Source organism: Gloeobacter violaceus PCC 7421 (assembly GCF_000011385.1).
Taxonomy (GTDB): Bacteria; Cyanobacteriota; Cyanobacteriia; order Gloeobacterales; family Gloeobacteraceae; genus Gloeobacter; species Gloeobacter violaceus.
Window position 1 is genome coordinate 2,055,170 of sequence record NC_005125.1, and the last position, 17,339, is coordinate 2,072,508.

The 17,339-nt window shown below is 63.2% G+C and carries 15 protein-coding genes; 2 read left to right on the plus strand and 13 right to left on the minus strand.

Features of this window, described 5'->3' with window-relative positions; all coding sequences use genetic code 11:
• Window positions 1-8 precede the first annotated feature (8 nt).
• Together GLL_RS10000 and GLL_RS10005 are read left to right on the plus strand one after the other, a co-directional pair.
• Window positions 9-1,598 (plus strand): hypothetical protein, encoded by a 1,590-nt coding sequence (locus GLL_RS10000; RefSeq protein WP_011141930.1) that lies wholly within the window; start codon window positions 9-11, stop codon window positions 1,596-1,598.
• 18 nt (window positions 1,599-1,616) lie between these two features.
• Window positions 1,617-2,438 (plus strand): pentapeptide repeat-containing protein, encoded by an 822-nt coding sequence (locus tag GLL_RS10005; protein WP_011141931.1) that lies wholly within the window; start codon window positions 1,617-1,619, stop codon window positions 2,436-2,438.
• 54 nt (window positions 2,439-2,492) lie between these two features.
• Here GLL_RS10005 and GLL_RS10010 read toward each other — a convergent pair whose 3' ends face one another.
• The 13 genes from GLL_RS10010 to GLL_RS10070 are packed head-to-tail and all read right to left on the minus strand — an operon-like array spanning window position 2,493 to window position 17,335.
• The gene (locus tag GLL_RS10010; protein WP_011141932.1) at window positions 2,493-3,281 is read right to left on the minus strand and encodes a thioesterase II family protein; all 789 of its coding nucleotides are present in this window, start codon (window positions 3,279-3,281) and stop codon (window positions 2,493-2,495) included.
• Entirely contained in the window at window positions 3,278-4,504 is a 1,227-nt protein-coding gene (locus GLL_RS10015) for a cytochrome P450 (protein ID WP_011141933.1), read from the minus strand. Before GLL_RS10015 ends, GLL_RS10010 begins: the two co-directional genes overlap by 4 nt.
• A complete protein-coding gene (locus GLL_RS10020) occupies window positions 4,501-5,391 on the minus strand; it encodes an SAM-dependent methyltransferase (RefSeq protein ID WP_011141934.1) in 891 nt (296 codons plus the stop codon). Before GLL_RS10020 ends, GLL_RS10015 begins: the two co-directional genes overlap by 4 nt.
• On the minus strand, window positions 5,388-5,672 hold the full coding sequence (locus GLL_RS10025; protein ID WP_011141935.1) for an acyl carrier protein: 285 nt from the start codon (window positions 5,670-5,672) through the stop codon (window positions 5,388-5,390). Before GLL_RS10025 ends, GLL_RS10020 begins: the two co-directional genes overlap by 4 nt.
• Window positions 5,673-5,710: 38 nt before the next feature.
• On the minus strand, window positions 5,711-6,670 hold the full coding sequence (locus tag GLL_RS10030) for an acyl-CoA desaturase (RefSeq protein WP_011141936.1): 960 nt from the start codon (window positions 6,668-6,670) through the stop codon (window positions 5,711-5,713).
• 38 nt (window positions 6,671-6,708) lie between these two features.
• Window positions 6,709-8,718: a class I SAM-dependent methyltransferase gene (locus tag GLL_RS10035; protein WP_011141937.1), complete on the minus strand. Its 2,010-nt coding sequence runs from the start codon at window positions 8,716-8,718 to the stop codon at window positions 6,709-6,711.
• Window positions 8,715-9,707 (minus strand): acyl-CoA desaturase, encoded by a 993-nt coding sequence (locus tag GLL_RS10040; protein ID WP_011141938.1) that lies wholly within the window; start codon window positions 9,705-9,707, stop codon window positions 8,715-8,717. Before GLL_RS10040 ends, GLL_RS10035 begins: the two co-directional genes overlap by 4 nt.
• Before the next feature lie 2 nt (window positions 9,708-9,709).
• Window positions 9,710-12,580, minus strand: a complete 2,871-nt coding sequence (locus GLL_RS10045) for a beta-ketoacyl synthase N-terminal-like domain-containing protein (protein WP_164928894.1) — start codon at window positions 12,578-12,580, stop codon at window positions 9,710-9,712.
• Window positions 12,581-12,600: 20 nt separating this feature from the next.
• Window positions 12,601-13,872, minus strand: coding sequence for a cytochrome P450 (locus GLL_RS10050; RefSeq protein ID WP_011141940.1), 1,272 nt, complete (start codon window positions 13,870-13,872; stop codon window positions 12,601-12,603).
• Window positions 13,873-13,921: 49 nt separating this feature from the next.
• On the minus strand, window positions 13,922-14,197 hold the full coding sequence (locus tag GLL_RS10055; RefSeq protein WP_011141941.1) for an acyl carrier protein: 276 nt from the start codon (window positions 14,195-14,197) through the stop codon (window positions 13,922-13,924).
• A 4-nt stretch (window positions 14,198-14,201) separates the two neighbouring features.
• Window positions 14,202-16,061 carry a type I polyketide synthase gene (locus tag GLL_RS10060; RefSeq protein WP_011141942.1) on the minus strand — a complete coding sequence of 620 codons (1,860 nt, stop codon included), beginning with the start codon at window positions 16,059-16,061 and terminating at the stop codon, window positions 14,202-14,204.
• Entirely contained in the window at window positions 16,061-16,348 is a 288-nt protein-coding gene (locus tag GLL_RS10065; RefSeq protein WP_011141943.1) for an acyl carrier protein, read from the minus strand. Before GLL_RS10065 ends, GLL_RS10060 begins: the two co-directional genes overlap by 1 nt.
• A gap of 33 nt (window positions 16,349-16,381) precedes the next feature.
• The gene (locus tag GLL_RS10070) at window positions 16,382-17,335 is read right to left on the minus strand and encodes an acyl-CoA desaturase (protein WP_011141944.1); all 954 of its coding nucleotides are present in this window, start codon (window positions 17,333-17,335) and stop codon (window positions 16,382-16,384) included.
• Window positions 17,336-17,339: the final 4 nt, after the last annotated feature.

Here is a 17,339-nt window from a genome sequence, read left to right on the forward strand (position 1 = left end):
CTTGAACTGTGGACATCCATACCAATGGACAGGATGATGCCAGCCTCGAAGAATCGGCAGGGTTTGAGAACTCCTATCCGCCAGAGGAACCGGACACGGGCGATACCGGGCTATTGGCAGCCGCTATCGGCCCCGGCGACGCCCAGGGGGAGGATGCTTTTGGCGGCGTGAGCGCTTATAGCCTCCAAGCGGACAGCGCCGACCAAGCCAGCGACGCCGCTGCTTTTTTCGGCACCATGCCCAATCCGCAGCCATGGAGCAGCCAGGGCTGGGATGACTGCCAGAGCATCCCTGATCAGTGGAGCGCGCCGCACCAGGCTGAGCCACCTTTTGCGGATCCGGCGGCCGATGCCTTGGCTGAGGGAGCAGCAGCCTTTGCGACTGGCGATGACATTGCCGATTTTTGGGCGAATGCGGACGGCGGCGAGCCCTTCACTGATAATGCCACCGTGGTTGCAAGCACCTGGGAAGCGAACACTGTGTCCTGGGAGGGGGCATCGCAAAATCCTTCTCAAGATGCCGTCGCCGCAGAGGCAGAGGCGCCGACTGGCGACACTTTCGCGGATAGCGAAGTGTCGGAGGCATCCTTAGGCATCGACAACGATAACGAGACTGTCGCCGGTAGTGACGACTGGGTGAACTGGGAGGCGTTGTCCGTGTGGGCGGCCACCGAGAAGAGCGATGGGGAAAGTCAGGAAGATTGGGCAGCCGACAGCGCACCGCTCGACGTGCAGGAAGGCAGTGGTTTTGAGAAGGCGCGAGTGTTGCAGGCTCAACTGAGGGTCGAGGTGGAAGGAGTGGGTGGCGAGGAGTCGCCCGGCCCTGAAGCGGAGTCAGTCCCTGAGTGGCTCACTGATGTGGGCAAAGCGGGTCTGACGGGCCTGGGTTTGGTGCAGGAGCTGACCTACCCGATTTGGAAGCAGTTTGAGGAACCGCAGGGCAAACCCAAAAACTTCAACCTGTCGTTTCGGGACATCTCCGGTTTTCCGAAGCCGACCGGCCAGGTCTACATCAACCGGATAGATTCTTTGACCGGCCATCCGACCCAGTGGAAAGGTCTGCGGTTGGACTTTGGGCCCTTTCCGCCCAAAGATCCAATCACCAGGCAAAATAACATAGACCCGGCGACTGGAAAGAAAATGTACAAAGTCGGCTGGCATTGGAACCAGGGCGGTGCTTGGACAGCTTTCGGCATTGAAAATCATACGGAAATCAAAACTGGGACCTTCCCGGAAATCCTCGGTCGCACTTTGGAGAAGGCGAAACCGCTCGGCCGGGCGGCACTGGTGGGTGGGGTGTTTCTCGATGCTTGGGCGATGGGCAGTGCAATCCACACCGGTTTGCACAGCGGTGAGTGGGACCCTGCCGTCGTCGAAGGAGCCCGCATAACAGGCGGGTGGGCAGGCGGCTGGGCGGCGGCACAAGTGGGGGGAGGTCTCGGTGCCACCCTCGGCACCACTATACTGCCCGGTGTCGGTACGATCGTCGGGGGAGCGGTGGGCGGTCTGGCAGGGGGAGCGATGGGGTATTTGGGCGGTTCAGCACTGGGGCAGAGCGCAGCAGAACGAGCTACAGGCTCTCCACGGCCACAACCCTAGCCAAGGAGGCGTAGAGGGATGTTTATTGTCGACTATTTCAGGGACATCTTTCGAGACTTGTATAAAGCTTGGCAGCACGACCGAGACGTCGCCGCCCAGGACAAGCAAACGGTGCACAACGCCCAGGAGTTGCTGGAGCGCTACGCTCGGGGTGAGCGCTATTTCATTTTGGCCGATCTAGAAAAAGAAGACTTGCGCAACGTGGAGTTGCCGGGTGCTCATTTCATCCGTGCGTTCCTCAAAGGAGCGGACCTGCGCGGGGCAAACTTAAGCGGGGCGACGTTTACTTTCACGAGTTTGAGGGGCCTACTCATCGACGATACGACGCAGGTGGACATCAAATGGCGGACGGTGTGGGAACTGGTCAACCTGCCGCCGGTCACCGGTCGCCAACTGCTGGGAGCGGATCTTTCCTGGACCCGGCTGACGGGGGTGCATTTGCAACGGGCCAACCTGACGGGGGCTGATCTTACAGAGACTTGCTTGGACGAAGCAGAACTGCAGGAAGCGAATCTGCAGGGGGCAAATCTATGCGAGGCACGTTTTGTCAGTACCAATTTGCGGGGAGTGAACCTCAGGGGGGCGGATTGCCAAGAGGCCAACCTGTTTGATGCCAACCTGTGCGATACCGATTTGCGCGAAGCCAACCTCTCCAAGGCGAACCTGATTGAAGCTGTGCTGGTCAGTGCCGATTTGCGCGGGGCGGACCTGCGCGGGGCGAACCTCGACAGTGCGAACTGCCAGGGAGCGAATCTAGAAGGGGCGAATCTGGAAGGGGCGAATCTGGAGGGAGTGCTGCTGGGCAGGGCGACGATGCCCGACGGGAGTATTCATCCTTAAAATTACGGCTGCAAAGCGCTGAGCAGGAGCAGTTGCACCCGAGCTGACGTTACTTCAGATCAAAAAAGAGCCGAGGCGGTCGGCCATACTGGCAAGCTGCTGCTGCACCATGGGCGGGTCAAAAATATGGCCCCCCGGGAGCATCTGCAGAGTAAAGGCGCTTGCGGTCTGTTCGCGCCAGGCCGCAAGCTGTGGGTGGGTGACCACCGTGTCGTGCGTTCCGCCGTAGGCGAATACCGGACAACCTAGCGGCGGTTCCGGCCGGTAGAGATAGTGCTCAGTCAATCGCAAATCGGCCCGCAAAATGCCCAGGTAGTGCTCCCGCCACTTCGGGTGGGCCAGCAGGGCTTCGGGGGTACCGCCGACTTTGCGCACCCAGGCAAGTAGTGCCTCCTCCGACAGCAAATCGCTGGCGGGCATCGGGGAGGTCAGCTGCGGCGCTCGGCGGCTGGCCACCAGCAAACAGACCGGCAGCGGCAGATGTTGCCGCCGCAACTGCCGCGCCAGCTCGAAACTGACCAGGGCTCCCATGCTGTGCCCAAAGAAGGCAAAAGGACGATCAAGGTGCGGTACAAGAACTGAGACCAATGCGTCGATCAATTCGGGCAAGCGCAGAGGCATCGGCAAGCGGGTCAGATTTTCGCGGCCGGGCAACTGGCAGGGCCGCACTTCGATCGCCTCCGGCAGCCCTGTGCGCCATTCGCGGTAGACCGACGCGCCGCAGCCCGCGTGGGGAAAACAGAATAAACGCAGCCGTGCGCCCGGGTTGGGTGTACACCAGCGGAACCACTCCGCCGCCGCAAAATACGGTGCACTGCCGAGATGATTGTTCGGTAAATTCATCGGTCCCATTGCACGGGAAGTGTCTTCAGTCCCCGCAGGATGAAGCTGTGCTCCAACCACTCGGGGGTATCCTGTAACGTCAGGTTGGCAAAACGCTCCAGCAACACGCGCAAAGCCACCTGCGCTTCCATTTGAGCTAGAGCGGCACCCAGACAGTGGTGCATGCCTTGCCCGAAAGCAAGATGTCCATTGTCGGTGCGGGTGATATCGAAGCGGTCCGGTTGCTCGAAGCGGGCAGGATCGCGATTGGCCGCCCCCAGGCACAACAGAACCTGCTCCTGCGGCTGAATGGTCCGGCCGCCGACGGCGACAGCGGCGGTCGCCCGGCGCTTGGTCTGCTGCAGAGGGCTTTCGTAGCGCAGCATTTCGGTGACGGCGGCACCCATCCGCTCGGGGTGCATTCGTAGATAGGCCAGTTGCTCGGGATGCTGCAGCAGGGCGAGTAAGCCGCTTGCGATCAAACTGCGGGTGGTTTCGTGGCCTGCCACGAACATCATGATGCAGCAGTAGACGATTTCTTCGTCGCTCAGCCGATCCGCCTGCGCTTCACGGTGAGCGGCATCCAGGGCGCTGATCAGATCGTCGCCGGGCTGCTGACGCCGCACAGCCAGCATGTCCTCAAAAAAAGCGATCACCTCATCCAGCACCGCCTGAACCCGCTCAAAGTCTCCCCTGCCCATCAGCCCCGGCTCCAGCAGATAGCGCAACTGGTGGGTCCAGTCGCGGACGGTCTGCCAGCTGTCCGGCGGCAACGCCATCGACTCGGCCATAAACTGCAGCGGCAAGCGCTCCGCGTAATCGGCGACCGCATCCATGCGGCCTTTGGGACCGACGCGCTCCAGCAGCGCGGAGGCGATGCGGGTGAGATGGGCCTGCTCCTGCTCGGGCGTTCGGCGCTTGATCGCCCTGACGACCAGATGGCGCAGGCGGGTGTGGTCGGGTTCGTCGGTAAAGACGATCGATTTGGCGGCAAGCCGAGCCAGGGGATGACTCTGGGCCTGGTCTGGTCTCTCGCTGCGCTGCCGGACCGCCAGCGGAATCTGGCTGGAACTGAAGTGCGGATCTTTGAGCACCGCCAGGACATCGGCATAACGCGTCAGCACCCACATCCCCAGGCTGCGGTGGATAGGAGCGGCCACCCGCAGATGCGCGTAGACGCGGTAGGGGTCTTGGCGAAACTCAGAATCGAAAGGATTGAACCGGGGCGGTGGCAGGGCACTCATGACGCACGGTGCCAGCGCGAACGGATCGGTTCGAGCACCAGGCGCAACAGGCCGATTTTGCCCATGCGAAAGCCGACCGACGACATTTTTAAATAGCGTTCGTAGCGCTCGACCGCCGCCTCTCCCACCAGAGTGAGGGCCTCGCCCCGCCGGGCACGCAGGCGGGCAAGCCACGCCTCGCAGGTGCGGGCATAGTCCAGCCGGTCGTTGCGCAACAGGACAATCTCAAACAGACCTTCGCAGGCGGCGACGATTTCGCCCAGATGCGGCAATTCCGAATCGGGAAAGATTTCGGTTTGAATAAAGCGGCTCGCCGCCTCCGGGCGCAGCGTTCCGTAGGCGATCGTCTGCAAAGACAATCGCCCCGAACCGGCAAGCCACCGGCAGCAGCGCTCGAAAAAAGCGCGGTAGATCTCGATTTTCTGGTCGCTCGCTTGCTCCGGTTGGGCAAAATGCTCAAAAGCGCCGATCGAGACGATGGCGTCGTAGGTGGCAGCCGGGGTATGCGCCGTCCAGCTTTCGGTACGCACCTCGACGCCGCTGAGCCCCAGGGAGCGGACATGTTCGGCTTGCGCTTCGCTCAGCGTCAACCCGACGGCCTGGGCGACGCCAAAGTCCTCCCTCATCCGTCTGAGCAGCGCTCCCCAACCGCAGCCGATATCGAGCGCCCGGGCGGCGCCCGTCGCCCGGGCGGCGCGCAGGTGGAAGTCGAGCTTTCGCTGTTGGGCAACAGCCAAAGGCGCCTCGGGGGCTTCGGCTTCCCACAGGGCGCAGGAGTAGGTCATCGATTCGTCCAGCCAGAGGCTGTAGAAGGCATTGCTCAGGTCGTAATGGTGGCGAATGGCTTCAGGTGAACCGCCGCGGTTTGGACCGCGCAGCACACTCACGGCTGCACCGGTTGGGTCAAGGCTGCCTGCCGTTTCTGGTGGTAAAGATGTTCAGCCATAGAGTCGATCGTCGGATACTCAAACAGCAGCGCCGGCGACAGCTCCAGCTCCAGCCATTCCTCCAGTTCGCTAATTAGCGAAACGACGATGGCCGAATCGAGGCCGAAGCGTTCAAAATCGGTTTGAACGTCCACTTGCTGGGCGTCCACATTCAGAAAATCGCCGATATAGGCTTTCATCCACTCGGCGATGGCAGATTGAGAAACGGGGATGTCCGTCATGGCAAAACTCCTTGTCTGTAGTCGTTGCAAGCTGTCGATCAAGCCCGCTTCAGCCGGATTTGCTCCTCGGAGGGCACCTTCACATCCCAGGCCAACCCCAGTCGCGCCAAAAGCCAGATGAGCCAGTAGCCGGGATCGAGCCGGTACCAGTCCAGGCCGAAGGAAGCGGAGGTGGGAAAGGCGTGGTGGTTGTTGTGCCAGGATTCGCCAAAGCTCGCCAGGGCCAACCAGCCGCTGTTGCGGCTGTGCTCGCGCGTCGCAAAAAGCCGGGGGCCGAAGCTGTGCAAAAAAGAATTGATTGACCAGATGATATTGCCCAGGACAAACATGCGCACCGCCCCACCCCAGAGAAATCCGAGCAGCAGCCCGGCAACATGGCCGTGGAGCCACCAGCCCACCAGCGCGGGGATAGCGAGGCCCAGCAGCACCCACCAGAGGTACAGACCGTTGACCTGCAGCAACGACCGGTCGCGCAACAAATCTGAGGCATAGCACACGACGTTGGGATACTCGTGCTGCCGCATCCACAGCAGATGGGCGTGCAGCAGACCGCGCAGGCGGCCGACTGGATCTTGACCGTGCAGGTTGGGCGAATGGGGATCGCCGGGCTGGTCGCTCAATTCGTGGTGGCGCCGGTGCAGCGCCACCCAGGAGATGACCGAGCCCTGGCCGGCCATCGAGCCGGAGACGGCCAGCAGCGCCTGGACCCAGGGGGCCGCGCTGAAGGAGCGGTGGGTAAACAGACGATGGTAGCCGACGGTGACGCCGAAGCCGGTCACCAGCCACAGACCCAGCAACAAACTCCCCTCGATGGGGCCGGGGGGCCAGACCCACGACAGTGCCACCGCCGCCACGGTCCCGATCGCAGGCAGAATATCGAAGAAAAAGAAATGCCGCCTCTGATAGCGATGAATGTACGGATCGTCAAGAACGTCTCGCCGTCGGGTCAAACGGGTCCAGCCCTTGACGGACTCGGGCTGCTCGGCAGGCTCTGACATGGTGGAGGATATCCTGATGGGTAAGAAGACGGGCCGGATCAATTTCTGGCCAGGACAAGCTGCAACTGCACTTGTTCGTGGACAAACGCTTGCGGACTGCGGGCGATGCGGCTGTGTACTCCGGCGTAGTAATTCTCCAGCAAGCGCGCTCGGCCGCGAAAAAGGGTTTGGGCAAACAGCGGTTCGCTGAATGCCCGGATGAAGGCCGTGTACGCCTGCGCGTACTCCTGGAGATTGCCGCTCTGCCGGTAGCGGGTGTAGAGAGGACAGGGCAGAGCCTGCACCTCGGCATGCTCGACGGTAAATTGCTCTACCAACGGCGAGCCGGGTTCCTGGAGCGGGGCAAGCACCTCCGCCAGAGACGGGCAGTAGGTGGGATAGAAAAAGTCGTGGTATTCCTGGCGATCGAGGGTGCCGTCTTCCACCATTTCGATGAGCACCTGGTTCATCAGTTCGGTCGTCATCAACCCACTGATTTTCTCGCCGTCGATCCCTGCCAATTCACCGGCATCCGCCCGCCCGAGCATCAACAGCACCAGCCGTCCGCCGGGCCGGGTTTCTTGAGCTCGGCAGGACAAAAAAGTGGTCAGATCCTGTCGGGATTGTGCGGCGAAAGCTTCGCGCACCGACCCCCTGGCCCATCCGGAGTAGGTGTGCTCCGGAAAGTGCACAACAGGCGGACGGCTTAACCAGTGCAAAGCGGTCGACGAGAGGCCGAAACTGGCTGAGCCGCTGGGGAGGATCTGGCGGTAGAACGAACGGCCGGCGGCGAAGACATAGATTGGACACCCGTTGGCCGTCTCCAGGCAGCACCCGGTTGAGCCCAGGTTGCGGAACAACCCGTTGAAATTGTTGGTGGGCAGGTCGTTGTGGACAACACAAATGGTCGGTTGGAGATCTTCTTGGCCGGCAAGGGCATCGAGAGCCCACTGGACGGCCATCAGGGAGTTCCGGCCTTCGGAGCAGCCGTAATCGACGATCGTAAACGGTCGGCTGTCCGTAAGCGGCGGGATGCGGCGGACCGCTCCGGCAATCAGCGCCTGCGCCGAGACTAGAGCGAGCTTTTGAGAGTCAGAGTGTGCGTCGTAGAAACCTTCCCCCTTCATGCCGGGAGAGGCCGCCGACCTTGCCCTGGTATCTGAACTCTGCCCGTGCGTCGTCTGGTGGTCGCCTTGCTGGTCAAAAAGCCGGTCGTTGCGGCGCAGGGTGATGCGCAGCAGGTGCATAGCCCTGGTGCGAAAGCTGAGCACAAACAGCGCCAGATACTTCTCGTATCGGCTGACCGCCGCCTCCCCGACCAGGGCCACGGCCTGCGCCCGGTGCGATTTCAAGCGCGTCAGCCAGCTTTGGCAGGTGAGCCGGTAATCCTCCGCGTCGTTGCGCAAAGCGATCACTTCGAACGTGCGCGCGCTCGCTTGGGCGATCTCCGTCAGGGTCGGCAAGTCCGATTCGGGGAAGATCTCGCTGGAGAAAAATGGATGCATCTGCTGCTTGGGGACGTTGCCGTAGGCGATCGTCTGCAGCGAAAGCCGCCCGCCGGGCGGCAGCCAACCGTGGCAACGTTCGAAAAACTCGCGGTAGACTTGCACTTTTTGCGCACCGGTGAGCTCCGGTCTGGCGAAGTGCTCGAAAGCGCCCACGGAGATGATCGCGTCGTAAGGTTCTGCCGGCGCATGGTCCTGCCAGCTTTCGAGCCGGACTTCGATGCGGGGATGGCCAAAAGCGGCGATCCAGGTGGCCTGGGTTTGGCTCAGGGTGAGTCCGACGGCCCGGGTGACACCGTGCGCCCCGACCAGCGACCGCAGTGTTCCCCCCCAGCCGCAGCCGATGTCCAGGACCCGGCCGCCCCCCGCGGCCCGGGCTTCGCGGATGTGATGGTCGATCTTGCGGGCCTGGGCCTCCTCCAGCGTGCCGTCTGCTTCCCAAAGACCGCAGGAATAGGTCATGCTGCTGTCGAGCCACAGCCGGTAAAATTCGTTTCCCAGGTCGTAGTGGTATTGAATGGCCTGCGCCGAGGCGCAAGCCTGGGCCGTCGCAGCGGTATTCATCGGACTTGCCTCCTGGCGGCGATCGTTGCTTGGTTCGGAATCTTTACCTCCCAGACCAGGCCGACAGCAGCGAGCAGCCGAATGCACCAGCCGCTCGGGTCGATCTGCCACCACTCCAGACCGGTCACAGCCGAGCTGCAAAAGGCGTGGTGGTTGTTGTGCCAGGACTCACCCAGGGTAGGAAGAGCGAGCCAGGCGTTGTTGGTGCTCAAATCTCCGGTGGCGAAAGGGCGATCACCCAGCAGGTGGCAGACGGAGTTGAGGGCGCCGATGTAGAGCTGGTGGACCAGGAAGATGCGGACCATCCCACCCCACAGCAGCCCCTGCAGGGCTCCCATCCAGGTCGCGCTTGCCAGTCCTCCCACGAGGGCGGGGAGCAACAGCCCGAGCAGCACCCAGAGGTAGTACCGGCGGTTGAGGCGGCTGACATTGAGATCGCGCAGCAGATCTCGGGCCAGAAGTGCGCAGTTGGTAATTTCGCTGTCGAGCATCCAGCCGGTGTGGGCGTGCCAGAGGCCCGGCAGCCGCTCAAGCGGCCGGTCGGCTTTGAGGTAGGGCGAATGGGGATCGCCGGGCTCGTCCGGGAAATGGTGGTGGAGGCGGTGGGTGGCAGCCCAGTAGATGAGCGGTCCGGAGGCGGCCATCCCACCCAGAACCGCCAGGGTGACCCGCACCGGTGGACTCGCCTTGAAGGCGCCGTGGGCGAAGTGGCGATGATAGCCGACTTCCAGGCCGAACACCGTCAGGACGTACATCCCCAGCAGCAATGCGACATCCAGAAGCCGAAGCGGCTGGAAGGCCAGCAGGCCCAGGGCCGCCAGGGTTCCCAGGGCGGGGATCCCAAGGGTCACCAGGCCCACGCTCCGGTAGCGGGCCTGCAGATGGGCGTTGGCGGTCGTTACCCGCACTTTGCCGCCGGGCAGATATTTGGACGAGGGCGCAGGAAAGTGGTCGGTTTCCATCGTCGAGCCGAGATAGAGATACAGCATGTTCAGTAAACTGAGCGGGCCGGTGCCAGCGAGCGGGCGAGCACTTTGAGCAGCGCGTCCCGACTGTCGTTGAGAAACAGGTGTCTTCCAGGAAACATCTGCAGCCTGAAGATGCCGTTGGTGTGCCGGTTCCAGGCCGTCAACTCCTCGCGGCCGGCCACGCGGTCCTGCAGACCGCCAAAGACCGTGAGCGGACAGCCCAGCAGACGGGCGCGCTCCTGGTAGCTGTAGCTTCGGCATAGGTGGTTATCCGCTTCCACAGCAGGCCACAACTGGGCCATGAACTGAGCATCGGTGCGCAGCGCCGCCGGGATTTCCAGCAAGGTCGAGAGGGATGCTTGTTGGTGCGCCATTTTGGCCGCGTGCAGGTGAGGAGCCCACAGACCGCCCACAAACAGGTGTTCCGGCTGCAGACCGTGGTGCTCCCCAAGCCGATGGGCAAGCTCGAAACCTACCAGCGAGCCCATGCTGTGGCCGTACAGGGCAAACGGCCTATCGAGATGAGGTTCGAGCACCTGAACGAGCAGCTCAATCGCCGCGCAAAAGCTGGTGAGCGGCATTTCGGCGATGCGCTCCTCCCGGCCGGGAAATTGCACGGGGCAGACTTCCACGTCGGCAGGCAGAGCATCGGCCCACTGCCGGAACACAGAAGCGCCGCCCCCCAGGTGATGAAAACAAAACAGCCGCAGCCGCGCCTTGGGTCGGTGCAGGCGGTGCGCAAGCCAGGCTCTCTCCTGCACAGGCGCATCGCGCAGTGTCTGCGGCTGCGCGGCAGGCGCCTTTTCGCGCAGATGTTTCGACAATTCCTCCACCAGTTCGTCGATACTCGGGTTGCGCAGCAGGCGGGCAGGGGACAAAGTGACCTGCAGATCGCGAGTAAAGTGGTCGCGCAGTTCCACCAGCATCAGCGAGTCGAGGCCCAGATCGCTCAACGAGCGTTCGGGCTCGAAGGTTTGTGCAGAGTGCAGCTTCAGTACGTCCATCACCTGCTTCTGAACGTAGGCGGCCAACCGGTCGCGCGGGGTATGAGGCGGCTGGGGGACTTTTGCAGGAGTGGGGTGCACCGGTAACGGCTGCTGCTCTGGTGCCATCCAGTAGCGCTGCCGCTCGAAGGGGTAAGTCGGCAGCGACACCCGCCGCATCCGCCCATCCCCCGCCAACCGCCCCCACTCCACCGCCGCCGAGCCTTCTACGAACCACCCACCCAGCACCTCCAGCATCCGCCGCCGCTCTACCAACGAGCTTTGCGGCCGCGGATAGGCACCCTCCTCCACCTCCACCACCGCCGTCCGCCGCCGCGGGCTGTGGCCGAAATGCACTCCCGGCGGCCTTTGGCCACAGCCAAAAGCTGCCAGCAGACCCGCCATCTCGGCGGGGTGCTCCGCCACGAGCGCCAGCCGAAAGGCGAACAGTGTGCGTCCGGTGTTGGCCGAAAAGCAAATATCCGGCAGGTGGGCGGGGTGGGCGGCGTCCAGGTGATTGGCGAAGCGCCCGGCCAGTTGGCGCAGGGCGGCATCGGAGCGGGCGGTGAGGGTGAGCAGGTGGGGGATAGTCGGGTGGTTGGGGGGAGCAGGCGGTTCGGGGGGGGCTTCTTGCAGGAGGAGGTGGGCGTTGGTGCCGCCGAAGCCGAAGGCGCTCACCCCGGCCAGGCGCAATTCGCCCCCAGGCTCCCAGGGGGTCAACTCCCGCACGACCTGCAGGGGCAGGCGTTCGAAAGGAATGTGCGGATTCGGTTGCTCAAAGTGCAGATTGGGAGGTATTCGCCGGTGGTGGAGGGCCAGGGCGACTTTGATAATCCCGGCGATTCCGGCGGCGGCCTCGAGATGGCCGATGTTCGTCTTGACTGAACCGACCAGGCAGGAGCGCCCGCTGGGATAGCCCTCGCAGAGAACCGCTCCCAGGGCTTTGCTCTCCATCGCATCCCCGAGGGCGGTGCCTGTCCCGTGGGCTTCGACGTACTGGACCTGGCCCGGCAGGACGTCCGCCTGCCGCCAGACCTGCCGCAGCAGGCTTTCCTGGGCGCGGGGGTTGGGAGCGGTCAGGCCGTTGCTGCGGCCGTTATGATTCGTCCCGCTCCCTCGAATCACCGCATAGATCCGGTTACCGTCGGCCAGGGCTGAAGATTGCGGCTTCAGGATAAGGGCGCCGGCCCCTTCGCTGCGGACGTAGCCGTCCGCACGGGCGTCGAAGGTTTTGCAGCGGCCGTCCGCCGCCATCATTCCCGCCTTGATGAAGCTCATCGTAATCCTGGGGGACAACATCACGTGCACCCCGGCCGCTACGCACAGATCGGACTCGCCGTTCCAGAGGCTCTGGCAGGCCAGATGCACCGCCACCAGCGAGGAGGAGCAGGCGGCATCGACCGCCAGACTCGGTCCTTTGAGATCGAGCACATAGGAAAGGCGATTGGCCGCAACACAGTTGGTGTTGCCGGTGCCCAAGTAGGCATCGAAGTTGCGGCCATCCGCCATCAGCAGTTCGTAATAATCGAAACTCGACAGACCCACGAAGACACCGGTGCGAGTGCCTGCCAGCCGCCCCGGAATCTGGCAGGCATCTTCGAGCGCTTCCCAGGCCACCTCCAGGACCAGACGCTGCTGCGGATCTATCGTGACGGCCTCCCGCGGGGAGATGCCAAAAAATTCGGCATCGAACCGGTCCACCTGCTCCAGAAATCCGCCCCGGCGCGCGTGCTTCATCTCAGACGCCCCGGGTTCCAGTGTGTCAAGATCCGCCAGATTCCAGCGCGCGGGGGGCAGATCGCTAATTGCATCGGCCCCATCGCACAGCAGCTGCCAGAATTGGCCGGGGCTGTCGACCCCGCCGGGAAACCGGCAGCCCATCCCGACGATGGCGATTGGTTCTCTATCCATACCGTTTGCTCCCGCAGCCATCAAAAGGTGACAGGCAACGTCTTCAACCCACGCAAGAGCGTCCCTTCGCGCCGCTCGGGCCGCCGACTCTCCGCGAGGCGCAGCTTCGGGAATTGCTGCACCAGGGTTTGAAAGACGACCTGACCTTCCACACGCGCCAGCGGACCGCCGAAGCAATGGTGAATGCCGTCGCCGAAAGCGAGATGGCGGTTGTCGACGCGGGTGAGATCCAAGCTGTGGGGATCGAAAAACTGGGCCGGGTCGCGGTTGGCTGCCCCCAGGTACAGATGTACGTGCTCACCGGCGCCAATCGTGCAACCTTCTATCTCGATATCCTCGATTGCCGCCCGGGCGACCAGTTGAATCGAACTGTCGTAGCGCAGCAACTCCTCGACCGCGCCGGCGATGATCTCCGGCTTACTGCGCAGGAGTTCCAGTTGCTCCGGATGGGTCAGCAGGGCGAGCATGCCGTTGCCGATGAGATTGACCGTCGTCTCTTCACCCCCGGCAAACAGCTGCATACAGACGGCGACCACTTCCTCCTCACTGAGGCGGTTGCCTTCCTCCTGGGCGGCGATCAAACTGTCGATGAGATCCGTGCCCGGCTGTCGCTTGTGCTCGGCGACAAGATCAAGAAAATAACTGCCGAATTCCTCGACCACCGCATTTAAGTGCAGATAGCCTTCCAGGGAAATCACCGGGTCGAAGATGCGCGCCAGTTCGTCCGACAGGTGCCCCAACCGGGCATAATCCGCCGCCGGCACTCCGATGAGCCGGGCAATGACGATGGCCGGAAGCGGGCAGGCCAAGTCGGCCATGATGTCCATCGCACCTTGCTCGCGCACCTTACCCAGCAAATCCGCCAGGGTCGCCTCGACGTGCGGACGCAGCCGATCGACAAAACTTGCGCTAAAAGCCTTGGTGATCAGTCCCCGCAACCGGCCGTGATCGGGAGGTTCCAGGAAGAAGAAAAACTTGCTGCTGGAGCGGACCAGGGCATCGAAGTTTCCCTGATCCGGTGTGAGATAGCGATTTTTGTTTTTGATCCAGCCGGGCTTGTCGAGGACGCGAAAGCGCCGGTCGCGCAGGATGGATTTGATATCGCTGTAGCGGGTAAATACCCAGGCACCCATAAAGTTGCGATAGATGGGAGACTCGCGGCGCAGACGGTCGTAAAACGGATAGGGATCTTCGTGAAAAGCGGGATCGAAAACATTGAATTTAAAGGGTGCTTCTGTTTGGGGCAGCGTATTGCCGAACGCATCCTGATTGAGATTGGCGACAGAATCCATGGTCTGCTCCTCGATGGTGAGCCGGGGCAACTGGTTTTTCAAGCATTGATCAGGCGCCGAGGTGTTCGGCGACCGATTCGATGTTGATAAATTCCCAAAAGAGGGTGGGTTCAAGATCGCGCCCGAGCCAGTTGCCCATCTCTGTGGTGACGGTGACGGCCACGGAGGAGTCGAGGGCGTAGTCGCTAAAGGGAACGGTGCTATCGATGCGTTCTGCCGCGATGCCCAGAAACTGGGCCAGGCGGGCAGCCAACCAGGCTTCGATTTGCGGCGCCGTCGGGCAATCGCCGGAAGGCCGGATACGGTCAAGATGCTGCACTTCCATGCCTTTAAACCTCCTTCGTCTGATCTGATGCTTTGACTGCCGCCGTCGCGGCGGGGGGCGACTCCATCCAGTAGCGTTGTCGCTCGAAGGGGTAAGTCGGCAGCGACACCCGCCGCATCCGCCCATCCCCCGCCAACCGCCCCCACTCCACCGCCGCCGAGCCTTCTACGAACCACCCACCCAGCACCTCCAGCATCCGCCGCCGCTCTGCCAACGAGCTTTGCGGCCGCGGATAGGCACCCTCCTCCACCTCCACCACCGCCGTCCGCCGCCGCGGGCTGTGGCCAAAGTGCACTCCCGGCGGTCTTTGGCCACAGCCAAAAGCTGCCAGCAGGCCCGCCATCTCGGCGGGGTGCTCCGCCACGAGCGCCAGCCGAAAGGCGAACAGTGTGCGTCCGGTGTTGGCCGAAAAGCAAATATCCGGCAGGTGGGCGGGGTGGGCGGCGTCCAGGTGATTGGCGAAGCGCCCGGCCAGTTGGCGCAGGGCGGCATCGGAGCGGGCGGTGAGGGTGAGCAGGTGGGGGATAGTCGGGTGGTTGGGGGGAGCAGGCGGTTCGGGGGGGGCTTCTTGCAGGAGGAGGTGGGCGTTGGTGCCGCCGAAGCCGAAGGCGCTCACCCCGGCCAGGCGCAATTCGCCCCCAGGCTCCCAGGATTGTCCCCGGGTCGGAATTTCAAAGGGGGTGCCGTCGAGGCGAATGTAAGGATGCAGCCGCTGGGGGGATAAAGAAGGTGGAATCTGTCGGTGTTGGAGGGCCAGGGTGACCTTGATGAGCCCGGCGATTCCGGCGGCGGCCTCGAGATGGCCGATGTTCGTCTTGAGCGAGCCCAGCAAGCAACGTGGATCGCCTTGCTGACGCTGACCCAGTACGGCCTTGAGGGCCTTGAACTCGATAAGATCCCCCAGGGCGGTGCCGGTCGCGTGGGTCTCGACATAGCTCACCTGCGACGGTTGTACGCCTGCCTGGGCAAGAGCCCGGCGGATCACTTCCTCCTGCGCGGCGGTGTTCGGGGCGGTCAGGCCGTTGCTGCGGCCGTTGTGGTTGACGGCGGTCCCCCGGATAATCGCCCGGATCGGGTCTCGATCGGCGAGCGCGTCGCTCAGACGCTTCAGAACGAGCACCCCGCAGCCCTCGCCGCGCACGTAGCCGTCGGCCTGCGCGTCGAAGGTCTTGCAGCGGCCGTCCGTCGCCAGCATCCGCCCCTGACTGAGGCCGATGCTGCGCTCCGGAGACAGGTTCAGGTGCACGCCGCCCGCCAGCGCCAGGGTCGACTCTGCCAACCACAGACTCTGGCAGGCCAGGTGCAAAGCCGCCAGCGAGGAGGAACAGGCCGTGTCGATTGCCAGACTCGGGCCGCGCAGGTCCAGCAGGTAGGACAGGCGGTTGGCGGCGATGCAGTCGGAGGTGCCGGTGGTGTCCAGCATGTGAATACCCGAGTACTGGCGAAAGGCGAGCGTGTCGTAGTCGCTGTGGCAGATGCCGATAAACACTCCCGTCCGGCTGCCGGCGAGCGCCACAGGCACGATGGCGGCATCTTCAAGCGCTTCCCAGGCCACCTCCAGGACCAGCCGCTGCTGGGGGTCCATCCGCTGCGCCTCGGGTGGGGAGATGCCAAAAAATTCGGCGTCGAACCGGTCCACCTGCTCCAGAAAACCGCCCCGGCGCGTGCAGGTCTTTCCCGGCGCCCCGGGAGCGGGATCGTACAGATCCGCCAGGTTCCAGCGTTCGGGGGGCACATCGCGAATCGCGTCGACCCCGTCGCGCAGCAGCTGCCAGAAGCGCTCGGGGTTTTCAGCCCCGCCGGGAAACCGGCAGCCCATCCCGACGATGGCGATGGGCTCCCCCATCCGGGTGCCGGTGTCCATCAAACCCGGCCAGCCAGGTGGCGGGCCAGGATCTCGATGGTCTGGTAGTCGTACAGCAGGGCCGGATCAAGTTCGCAGCCCAGCCAGGCTTCGAGATCGCCCGTCATGCCGATCGAAGCGGAGGAATCCAGTCCGTAGCGCTCGAAGGGGATCGCGATATCGACTTTGTCCGGGCGGATGTCGAGCAACTGTGCCAGATAGGCAATCAGCCACTCCTGAATCTCCGCTTCGTGCGGGTGGACAGCGGCCGTCTTCCGGGCCGGATTCGACAGAGGCTGTGTTTCCATGCAGGTACCTACGTTCAGAACAGTATCGACAGGTCAGATCGCTCTTGCCTTGGCCCGGCGCATCGCTTGGGTGGGGATCTTCACGTCCCAGACCAGGCCCAGTTTTTCTAGTGCACGGATAACCCAGCCGGAAGGATCGATCTGCCACCACTCCAGACCCGCCATCGCTGCGTTCGGAAAGGCGTGGTGGTTGTTGTGCCAGGACTCGCCCAGAGTCGGGATGGCAAACCAGAAATTGTTGGTGCTCCGGTCATCGGCATCGAAAGGACGTTCACCAAAAAAGTGCGCGCAGGAGGTGATCGACCAGATCATGTTGTGCCAGCAGAAAATCCGCACCGGTCCACCCCACAAAAAGCCGGTGAGCACTCCCATCCACGTCCCGGTGAGCACACCGCCCAACACCGCCGCAATCAGCAGGCCGAGAAACACCCAGAAAAAATAAGTCCGGCTGATGGGCGCGATCGCTCTGTCCCGCAGCAGGTCACCGGCATAGTAGGCGGCGTTTGGAACGGCATGGTCGAACGTCCAGCCGACGTGGGCGTGCCAGAGCCCCCGCACGCTTCCCCACCACCCCTCGCCGTGAAAGTGGGGGGAATGGATGTCCCCCGGTTGGTCGCTGAACTCGTGGTGCAAGCGGTGCAGGGCCACCCAGAAGATTACAGGCCCCTGGGCCGCCATCGAACCGAGGATCGCAAGCGCCACCCGCACAGGCGTAACGGCCTGGAAGCTGCGGTGGGTAAAGTGCCGGTGCAGACCGATGTTCACCCCGAAGCCGGTGCAGAGGAACCCGCCCAGAAAAAGCCCGACTTCTACAGCGCCCGGCGGTCGGCCCAGGCAAACCAACGCCAGGGCCGCCAGACAGCCCAGCAGCGACAGCGAACTGACCGCGACGGCGTGCAGCCGCTGGTGGTTTTTCAAGCGGGCACTGTCGAGGGTCTTGCGCGGGCCTTTGCTCGTCGCCTGCGAGAAGATCGGCTTTGCGTCCATAGGG